Annotated in this window: 18 protein-coding genes, 1 tRNA gene and 1 pseudogene; 9 read left to right on the top strand and 11 right to left on the bottom strand. The window is 68.7% G+C overall.

Annotation, left to right across the window (positions count from 1 at the left end):
* Positions 1-438 precede the first annotated feature (438 nt).
* The 4 genes from mshC to ACFPJ1_RS00085 form a co-directional block, all read right to left on the bottom strand.
* Complete coding sequence (gene mshC / locus ACFPJ1_RS00100; protein ID WP_380100526.1) at positions 439-1,659, bottom strand: cysteine--1-D-myo-inosityl 2-amino-2-deoxy-alpha-D-glucopyranoside ligase; 1,221 nt, start codon at positions 1,657-1,659, stop codon at positions 439-441.
* A gap of 98 nt (positions 1,660-1,757) precedes the next feature.
* Positions 1,758-2,549: an SCO1664 family protein gene (locus ACFPJ1_RS00095; protein WP_380100524.1), complete on the bottom strand. Its 792-nt coding sequence runs from the start codon at positions 2,547-2,549 to the stop codon at positions 1,758-1,760.
* The gene (locus ACFPJ1_RS00090) at positions 2,546-3,124 is read right to left on the bottom strand and encodes a DUF3090 domain-containing protein (protein WP_380100522.1); all 579 of its coding nucleotides are present in this window, start codon (positions 3,122-3,124) and stop codon (positions 2,546-2,548) included. The genes ACFPJ1_RS00095 and ACFPJ1_RS00090 overlap by 4 nt, the downstream gene beginning before the upstream one ends.
* Before the next feature lie 13 nt (positions 3,125-3,137).
* Positions 3,138-3,860, bottom strand: a complete 723-nt coding sequence (locus ACFPJ1_RS00085) for a histidine phosphatase family protein (RefSeq protein WP_380100519.1) — start codon at positions 3,858-3,860, stop codon at positions 3,138-3,140.
* 155 nt (positions 3,861-4,015) lie between these two features.
* Between ACFPJ1_RS00085 and corA the strand changes: the two genes are divergently transcribed.
* The gene (corA, locus tag ACFPJ1_RS00080; RefSeq protein ID WP_380100517.1) at positions 4,016-4,990 is read left to right on the top strand and encodes a magnesium/cobalt transporter CorA; all 975 of its coding nucleotides are present in this window, start codon (positions 4,016-4,018) and stop codon (positions 4,988-4,990) included.
* Positions 4,991-5,044: 54 nt separating this feature from the next.
* On the opposite strand, the gene ACFPJ1_RS00075 is transcribed toward corA, so the two are convergent.
* Complete coding sequence (locus ACFPJ1_RS00075) at positions 5,045-5,872, bottom strand: undecaprenyl-diphosphate phosphatase (RefSeq protein ID WP_380100515.1); 828 nt, start codon at positions 5,870-5,872, stop codon at positions 5,045-5,047.
* A 6-nt stretch (positions 5,873-5,878) separates the two neighbouring features.
* Positions 5,879-6,937, bottom strand: a complete 1,059-nt coding sequence (locus ACFPJ1_RS00070) for an LLM class F420-dependent oxidoreductase (protein ID WP_380100513.1) — start codon at positions 6,935-6,937, stop codon at positions 5,879-5,881.
* Positions 6,938-6,988: 51 nt separating this feature from the next.
* On the opposite strand from ACFPJ1_RS00070, the gene ACFPJ1_RS00065 reads away from it, so the two are divergent.
* Genes ACFPJ1_RS00065 through ACFPJ1_RS00050 form a run of 4 tightly spaced genes read left to right on the top strand, consistent with a single transcriptional unit; the run spans position 6,989 to position 8,474 of the window.
* Positions 6,989-7,930: an aldo/keto reductase gene (locus tag ACFPJ1_RS00065; RefSeq protein ID WP_380100512.1), complete on the top strand. Its 942-nt coding sequence runs from the start codon at positions 6,989-6,991 to the stop codon at positions 7,928-7,930.
* 29 nt (positions 7,931-7,959) lie between these two features.
* Positions 7,960-8,145, top strand: a complete 186-nt coding sequence (locus ACFPJ1_RS00060; RefSeq protein WP_380100509.1) for a DUF5703 family protein — start codon at positions 7,960-7,962, stop codon at positions 8,143-8,145.
* A gap of 54 nt (positions 8,146-8,199) precedes the next feature.
* Positions 8,200-8,328 carry a hypothetical protein gene (locus tag ACFPJ1_RS00055; protein WP_380100508.1) on the top strand — a complete coding sequence of 43 codons (129 nt, stop codon included), beginning with the start codon at positions 8,200-8,202 and terminating at the stop codon, positions 8,326-8,328.
* A complete protein-coding gene (locus ACFPJ1_RS00050) occupies positions 8,328-8,474 on the top strand; it encodes a hypothetical protein (RefSeq protein ID WP_380100505.1) in 147 nt (48 codons plus the stop codon). The genes ACFPJ1_RS00055 and ACFPJ1_RS00050 overlap by 1 nt, the downstream gene beginning before the upstream one ends.
* Here ACFPJ1_RS00050 and ACFPJ1_RS00045 read toward each other — a convergent pair.
* Complete coding sequence (locus ACFPJ1_RS00045; protein ID WP_380100504.1) at positions 8,471-9,211, bottom strand: N-acetyltransferase; 741 nt, start codon at positions 9,209-9,211, stop codon at positions 8,471-8,473. The two genes, ACFPJ1_RS00050 and ACFPJ1_RS00045, sit on opposite strands and share 4 nt — an antisense overlap.
* A complete protein-coding gene (locus tag ACFPJ1_RS00040; protein WP_380100502.1) occupies positions 9,171-10,433 on the bottom strand; it encodes an MFS transporter in 1,263 nt (420 codons plus the stop codon). The genes ACFPJ1_RS00045 and ACFPJ1_RS00040 overlap by 41 nt, the downstream gene beginning before the upstream one ends.
* A 73-nt stretch (positions 10,434-10,506) precedes the next feature.
* On the opposite strand from ACFPJ1_RS00040, the pseudogene ACFPJ1_RS00035 reads away from it, so the two are divergent.
* From ACFPJ1_RS00035 to ACFPJ1_RS00025, 3 genes and pseudogenes are all read left to right on the top strand, one after another.
* Positions 10,507-10,644, top strand: a pseudogene (locus ACFPJ1_RS00035) (helix-turn-helix domain-containing protein); the annotation flags it as partial.
* Positions 10,644-11,393 (top strand): LysR substrate-binding domain-containing protein, encoded by a 750-nt coding sequence (locus ACFPJ1_RS00030; RefSeq protein WP_380100500.1) that lies wholly within the window; start codon positions 10,644-10,646, stop codon positions 11,391-11,393. The pseudogene ACFPJ1_RS00035 and the gene ACFPJ1_RS00030, both read left to right, overlap by 1 nt.
* Positions 11,394-11,475: 82 nt before the next feature.
* Positions 11,476-12,363, top strand: a complete 888-nt coding sequence (locus tag ACFPJ1_RS00025) for a hypothetical protein (protein WP_380100499.1) — start codon at positions 11,476-11,478, stop codon at positions 12,361-12,363.
* Positions 12,364-12,394: 31 nt separating this feature from the next.
* Here the strand turns inward: ACFPJ1_RS00025 and ACFPJ1_RS00020 are convergent, their stop codons facing one another.
* A complete protein-coding gene (locus tag ACFPJ1_RS00020) occupies positions 12,395-13,156 on the bottom strand; it encodes an SDR family NAD(P)-dependent oxidoreductase (RefSeq protein ID WP_380100497.1) in 762 nt (253 codons plus the stop codon).
* Between the two features lie 141 nt (positions 13,157-13,297).
* A complete protein-coding gene (locus ACFPJ1_RS00015; RefSeq protein WP_380100495.1) occupies positions 13,298-14,629 on the bottom strand; it encodes a M20/M25/M40 family metallo-hydrolase in 1,332 nt (443 codons plus the stop codon).
* An 89-nt stretch (positions 14,630-14,718) separates the two neighbouring features.
* Between ACFPJ1_RS00015 and ACFPJ1_RS00010 the strand changes: the two genes are divergently transcribed.
* Positions 14,719-14,804: transfer RNA gene (locus ACFPJ1_RS00010), tRNA-Leu, on the top strand.
* On the opposite strand, the gene ACFPJ1_RS00005 is transcribed toward ACFPJ1_RS00010, so the two are convergent.
* Positions 14,786-15,434 (bottom strand): hypothetical protein (locus ACFPJ1_RS00005; protein ID WP_380100493.1); only part of this gene is annotated, 649 nt, incomplete at its 5' end. The two genes, ACFPJ1_RS00010 and ACFPJ1_RS00005, sit on opposite strands and share 19 nt — an antisense overlap.

Here is a 15,434-nt window from a genome sequence, read left to right as displayed (position 1 = left end):
TGGGCACACCGCACCCAAACCACCGCCGCTTGACACCCTTAACACCTGGGGTGTCTGTCGCTCCGTACACGCCACCCCCGAAAACATCACCTCTACCCGGCTCAGACCTCCCCGCGGGATCCGCGTAGCTGCGTCCTTCCCTGGTCGGGATGGGGTGGGTCAAGAGTCGGAACTTGTTCCGATCCCGAAGGGACGCGAAGCGCTCTTGACGCACACCAGCCCGACTAGCACCATCACGCAGCGGAGACCGCGGAACCACCCCCGCCTATGCCAGGGGCAACCACCCGCACTCACGCCCCGCGGAACCACCCGCGCGCATGCCGGTCAGCAACCCGCACGCATGCTCGGCGAACCACCGTACTCATGCCCGGCGGAACCACCCGCGCAGCATGTCCGCCGGACCACCCGTCCGTCACACCGGCGTACCGGCGGGCTGGGTTAGAGCTTGATGCCTAGGAGGGCGTCGACGGCTTCGGCTACCAGCGCCGGGGCGGTGGTGTCGTCGCCGTTGGTTTCGGACCACTGGTCGATGGCGGCAAGAGCGGCCACCGTGTCCAGGTCGTTGGTCAGCGCGGCGCGGAGGGCGTCCACCGCGGCGGCGCCGTCGGGCCCCGAGCCTCGGGTGATGGCGCCGCGCCAGACGTCCAGGCGCTCCTGGGCGGCCAGCAGGTCCGACTCGGTCCAGAACCAGTCGGTGCGGTAGTGGTGGGCGAGCAAGGCGAGGCGGATCGCCATTGGGTCGGTGCCGGCCTGGCGTTCCTTGGAGACGAGGACCAGGTTGCCCTTGGACTTCGACATCTTTTCGCCGTCGAGGCCGACCATGCCCTGGTGGACGTAGGCGCGGGCGAAGGGGAACTTGCCGGTCGCGCACTGGGCCTGGCTCGCGGACATCTCGTGGTGCGGGAAGATCAGGTCCGAGCCGCCGCCCTGGACGTCGATCGTCATGCCCAGGTATTTCAGCGCGATCGCCGAGCACTCGATGTGCCAGCCGGGCCGGCCGCGGCCGAGCTTGGAGTCCCAGGCCGGTTCGCCCGGGCGTTCGTGCAGCCAGAGCAGCGCGTCGAGGGGGTCGCGCTTGCCCTCGCGGTCCGGGTCGCCGCCACGTTCGGCGAACAACTCGCGCATGGTGTCCGCGTCGTAGTTGGAGACGCTGCCGAAGGCCGGGTCCGCCTTGACCGCGAAGTACAGATCGCCGTCGACGGAGTACACGGCGCCGGCCTGCTGCAGTTCGGCGATCTGGTCGACCACGAGCGGGATCGACTCGACCACGCCGACGTACTCCTGCGGCGGGATCACCCGGAGCGCGGTCATGTCGTCGCGGAAGAGCTGGATCTCGCGAGCCGCCAGCTCGGTCCACTCGACGCCGGTCGCGGTCGCGCGCTCGAGCAGCGGGTCGTCGACGTCGGTGATGTTCTGGGTGTAGTGCACCTCGTAGCCCGCGTCGCGCCAGAGGCGGTTGATCAGGTCGAATGTGACGTACGTCGCAGCGTGGCCCATGTGGGTCGCGTCGTACGGCGTGATGCCGCAGACGTACATCCGCGCCGGGCCGTCGGCATCCGGCGGTACCTCGACGGGCCCCGCGGACGCCGTGTCGTAGAGGCGAAGACGCCGGGCCGGCCCGGGTACGACCGGGATTTCTGGTTTCGTCCACGCCTGCATGGGATGGAGCCTATCCAGTCAGCAATTTCGCGCCACGACGGCCGTCTCAAGACTCGCCATTTCCGCCTCCTCCGTCGCGCCCCGGCGACACCAACGACCTAGAAGGCCGGCCACGGTATGGCGGGCCACTCGTCGCTCGGGAACGGGAACGTGCCGGTCTTCAGGAGCTGAGAACATCGCTCGCGGGTCGCGGTGAGCTCGACGCTCGTGATCAGCTCGTTCAGCTCCGTGCCCAGCTTCCCGGCGAGCTCGTCGGCCAGCTTCCGGACGTCCTCCAGCAGCGCTGGCGGCACCGCACTACCGGCCCAGCCCCACAGCACTGTGCGGAGCTTGTCGTCTGCGTTGAAGGTGACCCCATGGTCGACGCCGAACACCCGGCCGTCGCCCGGATCGAGCACGTGCCCGCCCTTGCGATCGGCATTGTTGACGATGGCATCGAACACCGCCATCCGCCGCAGGGCGTCGTTGTCGGCGTGTACCAACGTCACCGGGTTGTGCCGGCCGTCGAGCGCGTCGAACACCCCGACCCAGCCCTTCGGCACCCGTCCCTGCGGCACGATGTCGACCAGCTCGGTCTGACCCGGCGGCAGTTCTGCCTCGTCGATCCAGAGCTGGACCATGCCCTCGCCGAGCGGCCCGTCGCGCAGCAACGTCGGCGGTACGACGTTCCAGCCGAGCGCCTCGGACACGACGTACGCCGCGTACTCGCGCTGGGCCAGCGTGCCGTCCGGGAAGTCCCACAGCGGCCGCTCGCCCTCGACCGGCTTGTAGACCACGGTCGCGGACTGGTCGCCGGCGCTGACGGATCCCTGGAATGTGCCGTTGGAGGCGGAGACGAGCCGTCCGTGCAGCGAGAGTTCCCCACTGCGGAGCAGGTCGAGATCGATCATTCGCGGACGTGCCTGCGGTAGCCGTTGGCGCGCGGGCAGATGTGCCCCTCCGGGTCGATCGGGCGGCCGCAGAACGGGCAGCTCGGCCGGCCGGACGCGACCAGCGCGACGGCCCGGCGCGCGAACGCGCGAGCCTGCTCCTCGCTGATCCGGACGATGAACACCTCGGCGTCCTCGGACTCCATCGCCGCCGTGACCGGGTCGGTGGTCTCCTCCAACTCGGCCGGATCCGCGGCCACCACCGCGAAGACCTCGATCACCACCTTCTCGGCGTCGGCCTCCCAGGCCAGCGTCATGGTGCCGGCCCGGAACTCCTCCTCGATCGGCTGCTCGAGCGGGTCGGTGTCGTCCATCCCGACCGGAGTGGACGGCTCCCGGTCGAACCGCCGGGCCACCTCGTCCAGCATCACGTCGAGCCGCTCCGCGAGCGCCATCACCTGTTCCTTCTCACAGGCCACCGAGGTCAGCCGGGCTCCCGCCCGGGCCTGCAGGAAAAAGGTCCGGGCACCGGGTTCTCCCACGGTGCCGGCGACGAACCGGTCCGGATCGTCATACGAATGCACTACGCGCGCCATGTCAGAAACCCTATTACCGTCCGCCGACGACCGCGTCGGAGGACTGTGCGCCGGACGGTACTGCGGACTTCCGGCGGCGGCCTTTCGCCGGGGTCTCGGGCTTCGGGACCAGGGAGGCCAGCTCGCTGCCGGAGTCGTTCAGGCGAACCAGGAACGGCCTGGTCGCGGTGTAGGTGATGATCGTCGTCGAGGCGGTGTCGACGACGATCCGCTGGAACGTGTCGAGGTGCTGCCCGAGCGCGTCGGCCACGATCGCCTTGATCACGTCGCCGTGCGAGACGGCCACCCAGAGTGCGCCGGGCCCGTGGCTGGCGGCGAGGGTGGCGTCGTGCCCGCGGACGGAATCCACCGCGCGCTGCTGCATCGCCCGCATCGACTCGCCGTTGGGGAACGTGACCGCCGACGGGTGCTGCTGCACGACCGGCCAGAGCGGGTCCTTCATCAGCCCGCTCAGCTTCTTGCCGGTCCAGTCGCCGTACCCGCACTCGGTCAACCGGCGATCAGTTGCCGGACGCAACGCTTCGTGGTGCTTCGCGATCGCGGCCGCGGTCTGCTTGCACCGGTCGAGCGGTGAGGTGACGATCGCGGCGAGCGGCAACTGCGCCAGCCGCTCCGCCACCGCGGCGGCCTGCTGCAGGCCCACCTCGTCGAGCTTCACTCCTGGGGTCCGGCCGGCGAGGACACCGGAGGTGTTGGCACTGCTGCGGCCGTGCCGGACCAGAATCACCGTGGGCATAGACCGCACGGTATCCGGTCTGCACAAGTCTCGTGCCCAAGATCTCACCCGCCGACCGCGGCCAGCGCAGTACAGCTCACCCGTCGACGGCGGCGCGAACCCCCGGAGAGCGCAGGACGCGGCTGCCAGCCGGGCCCCGGTGCAATCATGGACGGGTGATCGTCGACTGCGGGGTCTACGCCGGTGGTGAGCGGCAGGACCTGCCCCGGAACCCGGAGACGGTCGCGCAGGCCATCGACGACGACGGCAGATGCTTCGGCTGGGTCGGCCTGCACGAACCGTCCGCCGAGGAGATGCAGCGGGTCCAGGAACTCTTCGGCCTGCACCCTCTCGCCGTCGAGGACTCGCTCAAACCACACCAGCGTCCCAAGGTCGAGCGGTTCGGCGAATCGATCGTGGTCGTGCTGCGCACCCTCTGGTACGTCGACCAGGGTGACGCGGTGGAGACCGGTCAGGTCAGCGTCTTCGTCGGCAAGCGGTACGTCGTCACCGTCCGGCATGGCGAGGGCGCTCCCCTGGCCACCGCCCGGCACGAACTCGAGGAGCGCGCCTCGATCCTCGGACACGGCCCGGCGGCGGTGCTCTGGGCGATCTGCGACTCGGTCGTCGAGGGCTACGAGACGGTCGCCGAGGCGGTCGAGGTCGACGTCGACGAGGTGGAGGCGTCGGTATTCTCCCCTGAACGCACCAGCGACGCCGAGCGGATCTACACGTTGAAGCGCGAGGTGCTCGAGATGCTCCGCGCGATCGTCCCACTGCGCGAGCCGATCGGGTCCTTCGCCCGCGCCGAGATCCCGCTGATCAGCGCCGAGGCCGCGCCGTTCTTCCGCGATGTCGCCGACCACGTGAACCGCGTCGCCGACCAGACCGAGGGCCTCGACACACTGCTCAGCTCCGCCCTGAGCGCCCATCTGGCCCGCGTCTCGGTGCAGCAGAACGACGACATGCGCCGGATCTCCGCGTGGGTCGCGATCGCCGCCGTCCCGACCGCGCTGGCCGGCATCTACGGGATGAACTTCGACAACATGCCCGAGCTCCGCTGGTACTACGGCTACTTCGCCTGCCTGGCCCTGATGGCGACCGTCTGCAGCATCATGTACGCCGGCTTCCGCCGCGCCGGCTGGCTCTGACCAACCGACGCGGCGTCCGCAGGACTGCGGAGCCGTGCACTGCGGGGCCGTGCGTCAGGTGGCGGTGATGGTACTGGTGGCCAGCAGGATCAGGATCACCACGCCGAGCAGGATCCGGTAGAAGGCGAAGATCTCGATGGAGTGCTTGGCGACGAAGCGGATCAGCCACGCGACCGAGGCGTAGCCGACGATGAAGCTGACGAGCGTGCCGACCAGGACCGGGGCGAGCCCGACGTCGCCGCCGAGGGCGTGCGGCAGTTCGAAGACGGCCGCACCCACCAGGGCCGGAATGCCCAGCAGGAAGGCCATCCGGGTCGCGGCGACGCGATCCAGGCCACGGAACAGACCGCCCACCAGGGTGGCGCCCGAGCGGGAGACGCCGGGGATCAGCGCGAGGCACTGGACCAGGCCCATCACGATCGCGTCGACCAGGGTGAGCTTCTCCAGCGGGCGGCTCTTGCTGCCCAGCCGCTCCGCCGCGACCATGAAGAACGACCAGACGATCAGCGAGACCGCGACCCACCACATGCTGCGCAGCGGTCCCGAGATGATGTCCCTGGCCAGGAAGCCGACGATGCAGATCGGCAGCGAGCCGACGATCACGAACCAGCCCATCCGGTGGTCGAACTCACCCCGGTACTCCGGATGGCGCAGGCCGCGGAACCACGCCACGGCGTACTTCCTGATCTCCTTCCACATGAACAGCACCACGGCCGCGATCGCGCCGAACTGGATCACCGCGGTGAACGCGGTGATGGCCGGGTCGTCGATCTGCTGGCCGAGGATCTTCGACGCGATGGTGAGGTGGCCGGTGCTCGAGACGGGCAGGAATTCGGTCAGACCCTCGACGATGCCGAGGATGATGGCGTCCCAAATCGTCATGGGGGGTCAGTCACCGATCCCGGCGAGCTCGAGGGCCTCGGCGACCACCCGGAGGGTGTCGATCCGCTTCTCCACCGTCGGCTCGAACGGGGTGATCGCGAGCGTGGTCGTGCCCGCCTCGGCGTACGCGGTGAGCTTGTCGGCGATGCGCTCCTTGCCACCGAGCAGCGAGACAGAGTCGATGAAGTCCTGCGGTACGGCGGCCATCGCCTCGCGGTGCTTCTTCCCCAGGTAGAGGTCCTGGATCTCCTTGGCGGCGTCGGCGTAGCCCATCCGGACGGCCAGCGCGTTGTAGAAGTTCTTCTCGCGGCTGCCCATCCCACCGAGGTAGAGGGCCGTGTAGCCCCGGACCGGGTCGGCGCAGGCGGCGATGTCGTCCCCGACCACGGTGGGCACCGACGCGACGACGTCGAAACCCTCCAGACCGAGCTCGGGCTGACGGACCTGACGGCCCGTCCTGATGTGCTTCAACTGCTCTCCCAGGTACGAGGGTTCGTTGAGGATGCCGAGCCAGCCGTCGGCGATCTCGCCGGCCAGCTCGAGGTTCTTCGGGCCGACGGCGGCCAGGTAGACCGGTACGTGGTCGCGGACCGGCCGGATGGTCAGCTTGAGCGCCTTACCGGGGCCGTCGGGCAACGGCAGGGTGAAGTGGGAACCCTCGAACGCGACGGTCTCGCGGCGCAGGGCAGAGTTCACGATCGCAACGTACTCACGCGTCCTGAGCAACGGCTGAGAGAAGCGGACCCCGTGCCATCCCTCGGACACCTGCGGCCCCGACACGCCCAGACCGAGCCGGAACCGGCCGTTCGAGAGCTTGTCCAGCGTCGCGGCGGTCATCGCGGTCATCGCCGGCGTCCGGGCCGGAATCTGGAACACGGCGGCGCCCACGTCGATGGTGGAGGTCTGGGCGGCGATCCAGGTCAGCAGCGTCGCGGCGTCCGAGCCGTACGCCTCCGCGGCCCAGGTGACCGAGAATCCGAGCGCCTCGGCCTCCCTCACCACCCTCAGATGATCCAGATGGTCGTCGCCACCGAGGACGAAGCCGATGTTGAGTCCGAGTCGCATGACAGGCGAGCCTAACGAGCCGTTGTCGGTGGCCCGCAATAGGCTCGGTACATGCAGCAGCGCTATCTCGGTCACAGCGGCCTGACGGTGAGCAGGCTCGGCCTGGGCACCATGTCCTGGGGCCGCGACACCGACGAGCACGAGGCCCGTGAGCAGCTCGCGGCGTTCGTCGCTGCGGGCGGCACCCTGGTCGACACCGCAGCCGCGTACGGCGACGGCGACAGCGAGCGGCTGATCGGTTCGCTGCTCGGCGACGTGGTGGACCGCGACGACCTGGTGATCGCGACCAAGGCCGGCTTCAGCGTCCGCCGCGGCGAGCGGATCACCGACACCTCGCGCGGCGCCCTGCTCCGCGACCTCGAAGGCTCCCTGCGCCGGCTGAACGTGGACCACATCGACCTGTGGCAGCTGCACACCTGGTCCGACGACGTGCCGCTCGAGGAGACCCTGTCGGCGCTGGACCACGCGGTGAACTCCGGCAAGGTCCGGTATGTCGGCGTCTCGAACTACGCGGGCTGGAAGTCGGCCCGGGCGGTCACCTGGCAGCAGGCGTGGCCCGGCCGCGCAGTACCGGTCTCGAACCAGGTGGAGTACTCGCTGCTCGCCCGAGACGCGGAGGCGGACGCCATTCGAGCGGCGGGCGGCCTCGGCATCGGAGTACTGGCATGGTCGCCACTTGGGCGCGGCGTGTTGACTGGGAAGTACCGGACGGGCATCCCCGCGGACTCGCGAGCGGCGTCTCAGCATCTGTCGAGATTCGTCGACCCCTACCTGGACGGGCGAGGTTCGGGCATCGTGGAAGCGGTAGCCAGGGCCGCTGACGGCCTCGGCTGGACCCTGCTCGAGGTGGCGCTCACCTGGGTCAGGGACCGGCCGGGGGTGACAGCGGCCATCGTCGGAGCCCGGACGGCGATGCAACTGAAGTCGGTTCTGGGTGTGGAAGAGCTCACTCTGCCGCCGGCCATCGTGGCGGCGCTCGAGGATGTTTCGTGAGGTAGGTTCCGGAGGGTTCGGAGGTGCGGATGGCCGAATACGAGCTGCAGCAGTTCGAGGTGTCCAGGACGGAGTCGCGCGGGGCCGTGCGGCGGTTGCTCACCGAGCACGCCGAGTACGGCGGCTGGGAGCTCGCCCGGCTGAGGCGCTACCCCGACGGCACCAGGCGGGTCTGGCTCCGCCGCCGCATCATCAGGGTGATGCGGACTTATTAGGTCCTGCTACCCAGGTACTGCGGTCCTGGCCAGCAGGTCGCCGAGCTCGGTGCGGTGGTAGAGCACGGAGCGGCCGGTGCGGGTTCGGCCGACCGCGCCGGCGTCACGCAGTACTGCCAGGTGGTCGCCGACCGTGCCCAGCCCGAAGCCGAGGACCGCGAAGGCTGGCGGGGAGCGGCATGATGACCTCGCAGGCCCTCGCAGCCACCCTCGTCAGACTAGGCGCGGAGTTCTCCACGCCGGCGATTTCTATCGTCGGCGCCGCCGTCCTGTCCCTGCTGGTGACCGCCGCCCTGGCCCCTGGTCTCAGGGGTCCCGCGCGGGTCTAGAGGTCGTGGCGGACCCAGACGTTCGGCTCGACGTACACGGCGTTGTTGTGTTTGACCGAGCACCGTACCGGCGCCAGAGCCTGCGGGACGACGACCTCGCCGTCCTGGTCGAACGGCAGGCCGGTCCACTCGCGCCAGTCCGCGAGCGTGCCCGCGACCACCATCGACGTCGGCGCCACCTTGATGACCTTGCCACCGGCCTTGACGTGCACCCGGAGCCACGCGTCGACGGGCAACCCGTCCTCGCGGACCTGCTCGACGTACTCCGTCATCGGCTGGTGCACGTTTTCCTTGGCGTTCGGCCGGACCGGCGCGTAGAGCGTCTGGTGACCCTTCGCCTTCACGGCCTCCCGCATCGCCTGGAGCATCAGGTGAGAGAGCCCCCGACCGAGGTGAGTCGGCCGGATCACGATCTCCAGCGCGCTCGACACGTTCCCTTCGTGACCACGTCGCTCGTCGGCCATCCCCCACACCAGCACGCGGTCCCACCCGCCGTCTGGCAACTCCCGACGATGCTCATTCGGGAACACGAACGGGATGCTCGCACCGTGGCCGATCAGCTCATCGCCGTCGGTCGCCACCAGGCACTGCTCGGGGAAGAGGTCGTAGACCCGGACGAGCAGCGAGTTGCCGATCGGGTCGTGCAGGATGAACTCCGGCCAACCACCCTCGAAGTCGGCCAGCCGGTCACCCAGTTCAGGCCGCTCGGCCAGCGTGCTGATCACGATCTCGGACATGGTCCGCAGTCTGGCAGGACGCAGTCTCGCGCGCAGCCCCGTTTCGGCTCGCCACCACGACGCCGATCGCCACGGCGCCTGTCAGCAAGCCCGAGCCGATCAAGGTGTGCTCGGCACCGGCCACCGCGATCACCGGACCGCCGATCAACAGGCCGGCCGAGCTGCTCGCGTTGACGACCACCGACTGCCCCGACAACAACGCCCGCCGCTCGGCTCCCGAGGAGGTCCTCGTGATCTGCAGCGAGATCGCCGCGATCCCCAGCACCACGGTCACTCCGGACAACCCACCCAGTACTGCGACCGCGGCCGGCGTGGTCCACACCCCCATCCCGATCCAGCACAACCCCATCAGCGCCCAGACGGTCCCGGCCAGCGGCACCGGCGCGAATCTCCGGACCACCGCCAGCGAGATCATCGTCCCGACCACTGACCCGATCCCGTACCCGGACATGCCTGCTGCCAGATAGATCCCAGGCTGTCCACGCTCCGCGCCGATCACCGACAACCCCAGCGTGAACGAGAACCACGTCAGGCAACCTGCGCCCCGGGCGATCCATCCGTAGAGCACGTCCTGACGTCCCACCAGACTCCCCCGGATCGACGGCAGCTCCCGGGTCGACGGAGAGCGCTCCCCCACGATCCCCACCGCCAACATCCCTGCGCCGAGAACTGCCGCAGCCTCGACCCACAGCAACTCTTCAGTCAGGCCGACTCCAACTGCGAGCGCTCCGATGACCGGCCCGGCCACCATCCCCACTCGCCGAACGCCGTCCTGCCACGTCAACAACAACACCGCCCGATCCCGCCTCACCGGGCCTCGCCCTTCCCTGTCCCAGCTGTCTCCCGTGTCTGCGAGCAGAGCACTGCGGCCCGGGATGGAGAGCGCTTCACCGCAGCCGAGCAGCAGACCGCTGAGGATCAGCACACCCGCGTGCAGCAACCCAACAGCAGCGGCCGCCGGCACCATCGCCAAAGCGATCGCCTGAACAGCCGCGACCACCGCAAGCCTGGTCCCAGAGTCGACCCACTGCCTCGCCCGGCGAGCCCACCAGGGCGACAGCAAGACCGGGATCCCCGACGCACCGCCCGCCAGCCCTGTTGCCGCCACCGACCCCGTCTCCTGCAACACCACCAACGGCAACGCCACCTGAGCGACCCGGAACGCCAGATCCGAGGAACCACCGCCTGCCAACAAGAACAACGCGTCCCGACGAGCTGTCACACCTTCGATCCTCGTCCTGCAGAGGTCTACTTGGTAGCCAGCAGCAACTAGCAGCCAGTCATAGGCTGTCCCTATGGCTTCATCACCAGCTGTTGAGGACCTCCAACTCGTACTGGCGATCAGCCGGACCGGCTCGGTCGGCACCGCGGCCCGGGAACTGCGCGTCTCTCAGCCGTCCGCCTCCCAGCGCTTGGCCCGACTCGAACGCACATGCGGCACCCAGTTGTTCCTCCGCGACACCCGCGGCGCCAGACCGACCCCGGCCGGCCACGAGCTCGCCCGCCGCGCCGAGCACATCCTCGGCCACCTCGAGGAGGTGTACGACGCCACCCGGCGGCCGCCGCGGGCAGGCGACTGGTCGTCGGCACGTTCGTCAGCCTCGCGCCGATCCTCTTCCCGGTCCTCGACGCGGAACTGGCCGACCTCGACCTCGAGCAGCAGGTCGACCACGGCCAGCACCTCGCCGCATTCGTTGCCGAAGGCACCATGGACGCGGCCTTCATCGCGATCGCCGACCAGATGGTGCTGCCTCGCGGTACCGTCGCCCGCCCGGTCGGCCGGGACGAACTCGTGCTCTTCGCACCTCCCGGTGTCGCTCCACCCGGGAACGGCAAGCTGCCGCTCAGAGAGCGCGATCTCCCGTTCTCGACCTACGACCGCGGCGGCGACGAGATCCGCTCCCGGCTGATCGCCCTGGGCGCCAGCGCACGCCGCGGAGTCACCCTCGGCACCACCGTGGCGATGGCCCGTCGCCGCTCCCAGCTCGCCCTGATCCCCCGGAGCGCGCTCTCCCACGAACTCCGCCCGGGCGAGCGACTGATCCCGGCCCCGTTCCGCTACCGCCTCACCCTCAGCCTGGTGACCGGCCCCACCCCACCGCAACGTCTGCTGGCGCTGCTCCCCCAGCTCCGTGAGTCTCTCCATCTGACCCCGGTCCGAAAGACCCCGGTACGACACTGAAAGGCAATGTCCGGGCTATTCTGCGACGGCCCCGACGGGTGGATACTGCGCAATGCAGGGTGTATTCGCCCGAGGGGGAAACATGTCCGTACCAGCCAACTCCGCCGTCAAGACCTACCGCTATCTGCGCCTCGCCATGATCGCAATGATCGGCCTGCTGGCCACCTCATTGGTGATCGAATGGTGGAAAACCGACCCTTCCTGTCTGCAGACCTCGATCAGCGCCTACTACTACACCCCGGCGCAGGCGATCTTCGTCGGCACCCTGATCACCATCGGTGCCTGCATGGTGATCCTGAAGGGCAGCACCGAACCGGAGGACATCCTGCTGAACGTGGCCGGGATGCTGGCCCCGGCGGTCGCCCTGGTACCCACGCCGGGCGAGGGCACCTGCCGGTCGGTGCCGGCGACGTTCGGCGACCCGGCGGCGAACATCGCCAACAACATGCTGGCCCTCTTCATCGTCGGCGCGCCCTGCCTGTTGCTCACCGCGGTCTTCGTGCTCAGGAACAAGCCGGAATTCAAGTACCTGGCCGGACTGGCGGTCGCGGCCGCGGTCTTCGTCGGCGGCATCGTGTGGTTCTTCTGGGACCGCGAAGGATTCGACGACGGAGCCCATTACACGGCGGCGCTCGCGATGTTCATCTGCATCATCATCGTCGTCATCGTGAATGCGCGGCAGTATCACCGCAAACCCGCGACCGGGGCGACGCCGTCAGCCCGTAACCCGTACGCCGTGATCGCCGTGGCGATGGTGGTCGTGCCGCTCCTGCTCGCGGCCTACAAGTGGATCTTCGGGTGGGACCACGCCGTGCTGTGGATCGAGGGTGTGCTGATCTTCCTGTTCGCACTGTTCTGGATCAGCCAGACCAAGGAACTGTGGAACGAGGGACTCCGCGAGGAGGTCGGCCCGCAGCAGCAGCCCGGTACGTCTGATCAGCCGAGCCCGGCGTCCCGCAGTACGAGCTAGAACCGCACGCCGTCCAGAACTGCCGCGGCAGCTAGAACTGCACGCCGCGGGTGAGGGCGCCGTCCACGACGAGGTTGGTGCCGGTGACGAAGCTCGCGGCCGGGCTTGCCAGGAAGACCGCGGCGCGGGCGATCTCTTCGGGGCGCGCCATCCGGCCGGTCGGGTTGAGTGCGAGGGCTTCCTTGTAGAGCTCCGGGTTGTTCTGCTCGATGTTCTCCCAGACACCACCAGGGAAGTAGGTGTTGCCGGGCGAGATGGTGTTGGCGCGGATGCCCTTGGCCGCGAGTTGGTACGCGAGGCCCTGGGTGTAGTGGACGATCGCCGCCTTGAAGGTGCCGTACGCGCCGGCGGCGAAGTCGATCTCACGGCCGGACACGCTGGAGACGGTGACGATCGACGGCGCCTGGCTCTGTTCGAGGAACGGCATCGCGGCCGTTACGAGCCGGACCGTGCCCATCATGTCGACCTCGAAGCTCTGCTTCCAGAACTCCTCGCCCTCGCCGATCGCGAGCGCGCTGACGTTGGACACGATGATGTCGATGCCGCCCAGCTCCGCCGCGCTGTCGGCGACCCAGGTGGTGAGCGCCTCCCCATCACCCACGTTCAGGGTGCAGCCCGTGACGGTCGCGCCGTCGCCTCGCAGCTTGTCCTCGGCCGCGGTGACGTCGGCCCCCGTGCGTGCGCAGAAGGCAACCGCCGCACCCTCAGCGACGAGGGCCTCCACGATCGCATGGCCGATCCCCTTGGTACCGCCGGTCACCAGGGCACGCAGCCCGGCCAACTGAAGATCCATGGTTCTCGACCTCTTCCGATCCGTCGCAGCAGTTCGATGCCATCTTCAACTTTCCCGCCACCCCGCCGCAAGGAGTCAGCGGCGCGGCGGAGGACCAACCCGAGCCGCAGTACAGGCGGCCGGGGCGGAGCGCAGTACCGGTCAGGCTTCGTCGAAGAAGCGGTCCAGGACGCGGGAGCCGAACTCCAGGGACGCCGTCGGGACACGCTCGTCGATGCCGTGGAACATGCCCATGAAGTCCAGATCCGGCGGCAGCTGCAGCGGTACGAAGCCGAAGCAGCGGACGCCGAGGCGGGACCACGACTTCGCGTCCGTGCCACCCGACATCAACAGCGGGGCGGTACGGCTCTGCGGGTCCTCCGCCGCCAGGCACGCCTTCATCACGTCCACCAGTCGACCGCCGAACTCGGTCTCCAACGCGATGTCTTCGATCACCGTCTCGCGCTGCACCTTGTCGCCGAGCAACTTGTCGATCGTCGCGAAGAACTCCTCCTCGTGCCCCGGCAGGAACCGCCCGTCGACGTGCGCCTCGGCGTCGCCGGGGATGACGTTGACCTTGTACCCCGCGTTCAGCATCGTCGGGTTCGCGGTGTTGCGGACCGTGGCGCCGAACATCCGGCTGAAAGTGCCGAGCTTGGCCAGCGTCTCGGTCATGTCCTCGGGGTCGAGCTGGGTACCGAGCACGTCCTCCAGCGTCTTCAGGAACTCCTTCACCGTCGGCGTCAGCCGCAGCGGCCACTCGTGGTTGCCGATCCGGGTCACCGCCTCGACCAGGTTCGTCACCGCGTTGTCGTTGTTCACCATCGAGCCGTGGCCGGCGGTCCCACGGGCCTTCAGGCGCATCCAGTTCATGCCCTTCTCAGCCGTCTCGATCAAGTAGAGCCGGACGTCGTCCTTCAGCGTCAGCGAGAACCCGCCGACCTCGCCGATCCCCTCGGTGCAGTCGGCCACCGTTTCCGGGTGGTTCTCGATCAGCCACCGCGCGCCGTACAGGCCCCCGGCCTCCTCATCCGCGGTGAACACCAGCCGCACCGGCCGCCGCGGCTTCACCCCGGCCCGCTGCCGCGCCCGGACCACCGACAGCACCATCGCGTCGAAGTCCTTCATGTCGACCGCACCACGCCCCCAGACGCATCCGTCGAAGATCTCCCCGGCGAACGGGTCGACCTTCCAGTCCTTCGGATCCGCCGGTACGACGTCCAGGTGGCCGTGCACGAGCAACGGGTCCGCGGACTGGTCCTCCCCCTCCCAGTGCGCCACCAGGCTCGCCCGGCCCGGCTCCGACTCGTAGATCGTGGACTCGATCCCGACCTCGCCCAGCTTCGCCGCGACGTACTCCGCAGCGTCCCGCTCACCGTTGCTCTTGCCGTTCCCGTAGTTGGTGGTGTCGAACCGGATCAGCTCGCTACAAAACTCCACCACCTCCGCATCCGGGCTGTACGACGGTCGCTCACTGGCAGTCACAGAAGTCATACCCCCATCCTCTCCCGCCCCGATGTGAATTTCACCCGTGGGGTTTGCTAAGGTTCTCCGGTCGGCGCCAGTACGGGCAGGCACCACTCGTCCGGGTGGCGGAATAGGCAGACGCGCTAGCTTGAGGTGCTAGTGCCCTTTACGGGGCGTGGGGGTTCAAGTCCCCCCTCGGACACGCATGCTAACCACACGCGGGGTAGGCCTGATGGAAACATCAGCCACCCGCGTTTCGTGGTTGTAGGAGACTTCTAGACCCAGAGCGCTGTACAGGTCGGCCAGGTCACCCCGCTCCGCGTGATCCAGGACTACCTTCATCGCGCCAAGCTCCTTGACCATCGCACGGATGTCTGCCCCGCTCAGACGCTCAGCCGGCTCCAACGCCTCCAGGCCCGCCAGAGCAGCTCTCTTCTCGGCGACGGCGGCATTGTATTGACTGGTGAGCGCCTCAGGATCCCAACCAGCCTCAAGAGCCCGCTGCAGCCGTGTCATCGCCGCATCCGCAGCCGCGATCCGCTGCCGAAAGGTTCGCTCAGCCATGTCCATCGGGTCCTCTCCGTCCTGGGAGCCGACCAGAAGCGCAACAGTCCGATCAAGATTCTCGGGACTGAACAGACCCGCAATCCAGCCATTCACCTCATTGGAGAGGTGATCCTCGCGGACGTAGACGGTCGGCGGGTGCTCAAGCGCCGCCTTCACACCCGGCACCAGGGTCCGTGCGGCACACCGATAGAACATCGCGGTCAAGTCCAGCGGGGTGGTGTAGCGGTTGTGTCGCGTGATCCTCTGGTTGGTTAGGCGCTGAGCG

It is taken from the genome of Kribbella qitaiheensis, from assembly GCF_042657745.1.
Lineage (GTDB): Bacteria > Actinomycetota > Actinomycetes > Propionibacteriales > Kribbellaceae > Kribbella > Kribbella qitaiheensis.
The sequence above is the reverse complement of the archived record's forward strand: the minus strand, read 5'-3'. Positions and strand labels throughout refer to the sequence as shown.

What these genes read in the sequence shown, in the direction of transcription:
- mshC (WP_380100526.1), bottom strand. Translation starts at nt 1,659, where the DNA reads ATGCAGGCGTGGACGAAACCAGAAATCCCGGTCGTACCCGGGCCGGCC.
- ACFPJ1_RS00095 (WP_380100524.1), bottom strand. Translation starts at nt 2,549, where the DNA reads ATGATCGATCTCGACCTGCTCCGCAGTGGGGAACTCTCGCTGCACGGA.
- ACFPJ1_RS00090 (WP_380100522.1), bottom strand. Translation starts at nt 3,124, where the DNA reads ATGGCGCGCGTAGTGCATTCGTATGACGATCCGGACCGGTTCGTCGCC.
- ACFPJ1_RS00085 (WP_380100519.1), bottom strand. Translation starts at nt 3,860, where the DNA reads ATGCCCACGGTGATTCTGGTCCGGCACGGCCGCAGCAGTGCCAACACC.
- ACFPJ1_RS00075 (WP_380100515.1), bottom strand. Translation starts at nt 5,872, where the DNA reads ATGACGATTTGGGACGCCATCATCCTCGGCATCGTCGAGGGTCTGACC.
- ACFPJ1_RS00070 (WP_380100513.1), bottom strand. Translation starts at nt 6,937, where the DNA reads ATGCGACTCGGACTCAACATCGGCTTCGTCCTCGGTGGCGACGACCAT.
- ACFPJ1_RS00065 (WP_380100512.1), top strand. Translation starts at nt 6,989, where the DNA reads ATGCAGCAGCGCTATCTCGGTCACAGCGGCCTGACGGTGAGCAGGCTC.
- ACFPJ1_RS00060 (WP_380100509.1), top strand. Translation starts at nt 7,960, where the DNA reads ATGGCCGAATACGAGCTGCAGCAGTTCGAGGTGTCCAGGACGGAGTCG.
- ACFPJ1_RS00050 (WP_380100505.1), top strand. Translation starts at nt 8,328, where the DNA reads ATGACCTCGCAGGCCCTCGCAGCCACCCTCGTCAGACTAGGCGCGGAG.
- ACFPJ1_RS00045 (WP_380100504.1), bottom strand. Translation starts at nt 9,211, where the DNA reads ATGTCCGAGATCGTGATCAGCACGCTGGCCGAGCGGCCTGAACTGGGT.
- ACFPJ1_RS00030 (WP_380100500.1), top strand. Translation starts at nt 10,644, where the DNA reads ATGCGGCACCCAGTTGTTCCTCCGCGACACCCGCGGCGCCAGACCGAC.
- ACFPJ1_RS00025 (WP_380100499.1), top strand. Translation starts at nt 11,476, where the DNA reads ATGTCCGTACCAGCCAACTCCGCCGTCAAGACCTACCGCTATCTGCGC.
- ACFPJ1_RS00020 (WP_380100497.1), bottom strand. Translation starts at nt 13,156, where the DNA reads ATGGATCTTCAGTTGGCCGGGCTGCGTGCCCTGGTGACCGGCGGTACC.
- ACFPJ1_RS00015 (WP_380100495.1), bottom strand. Translation starts at nt 14,629, where the DNA reads ATGACTTCTGTGACTGCCAGTGAGCGACCGTCGTACAGCCCGGATGCG.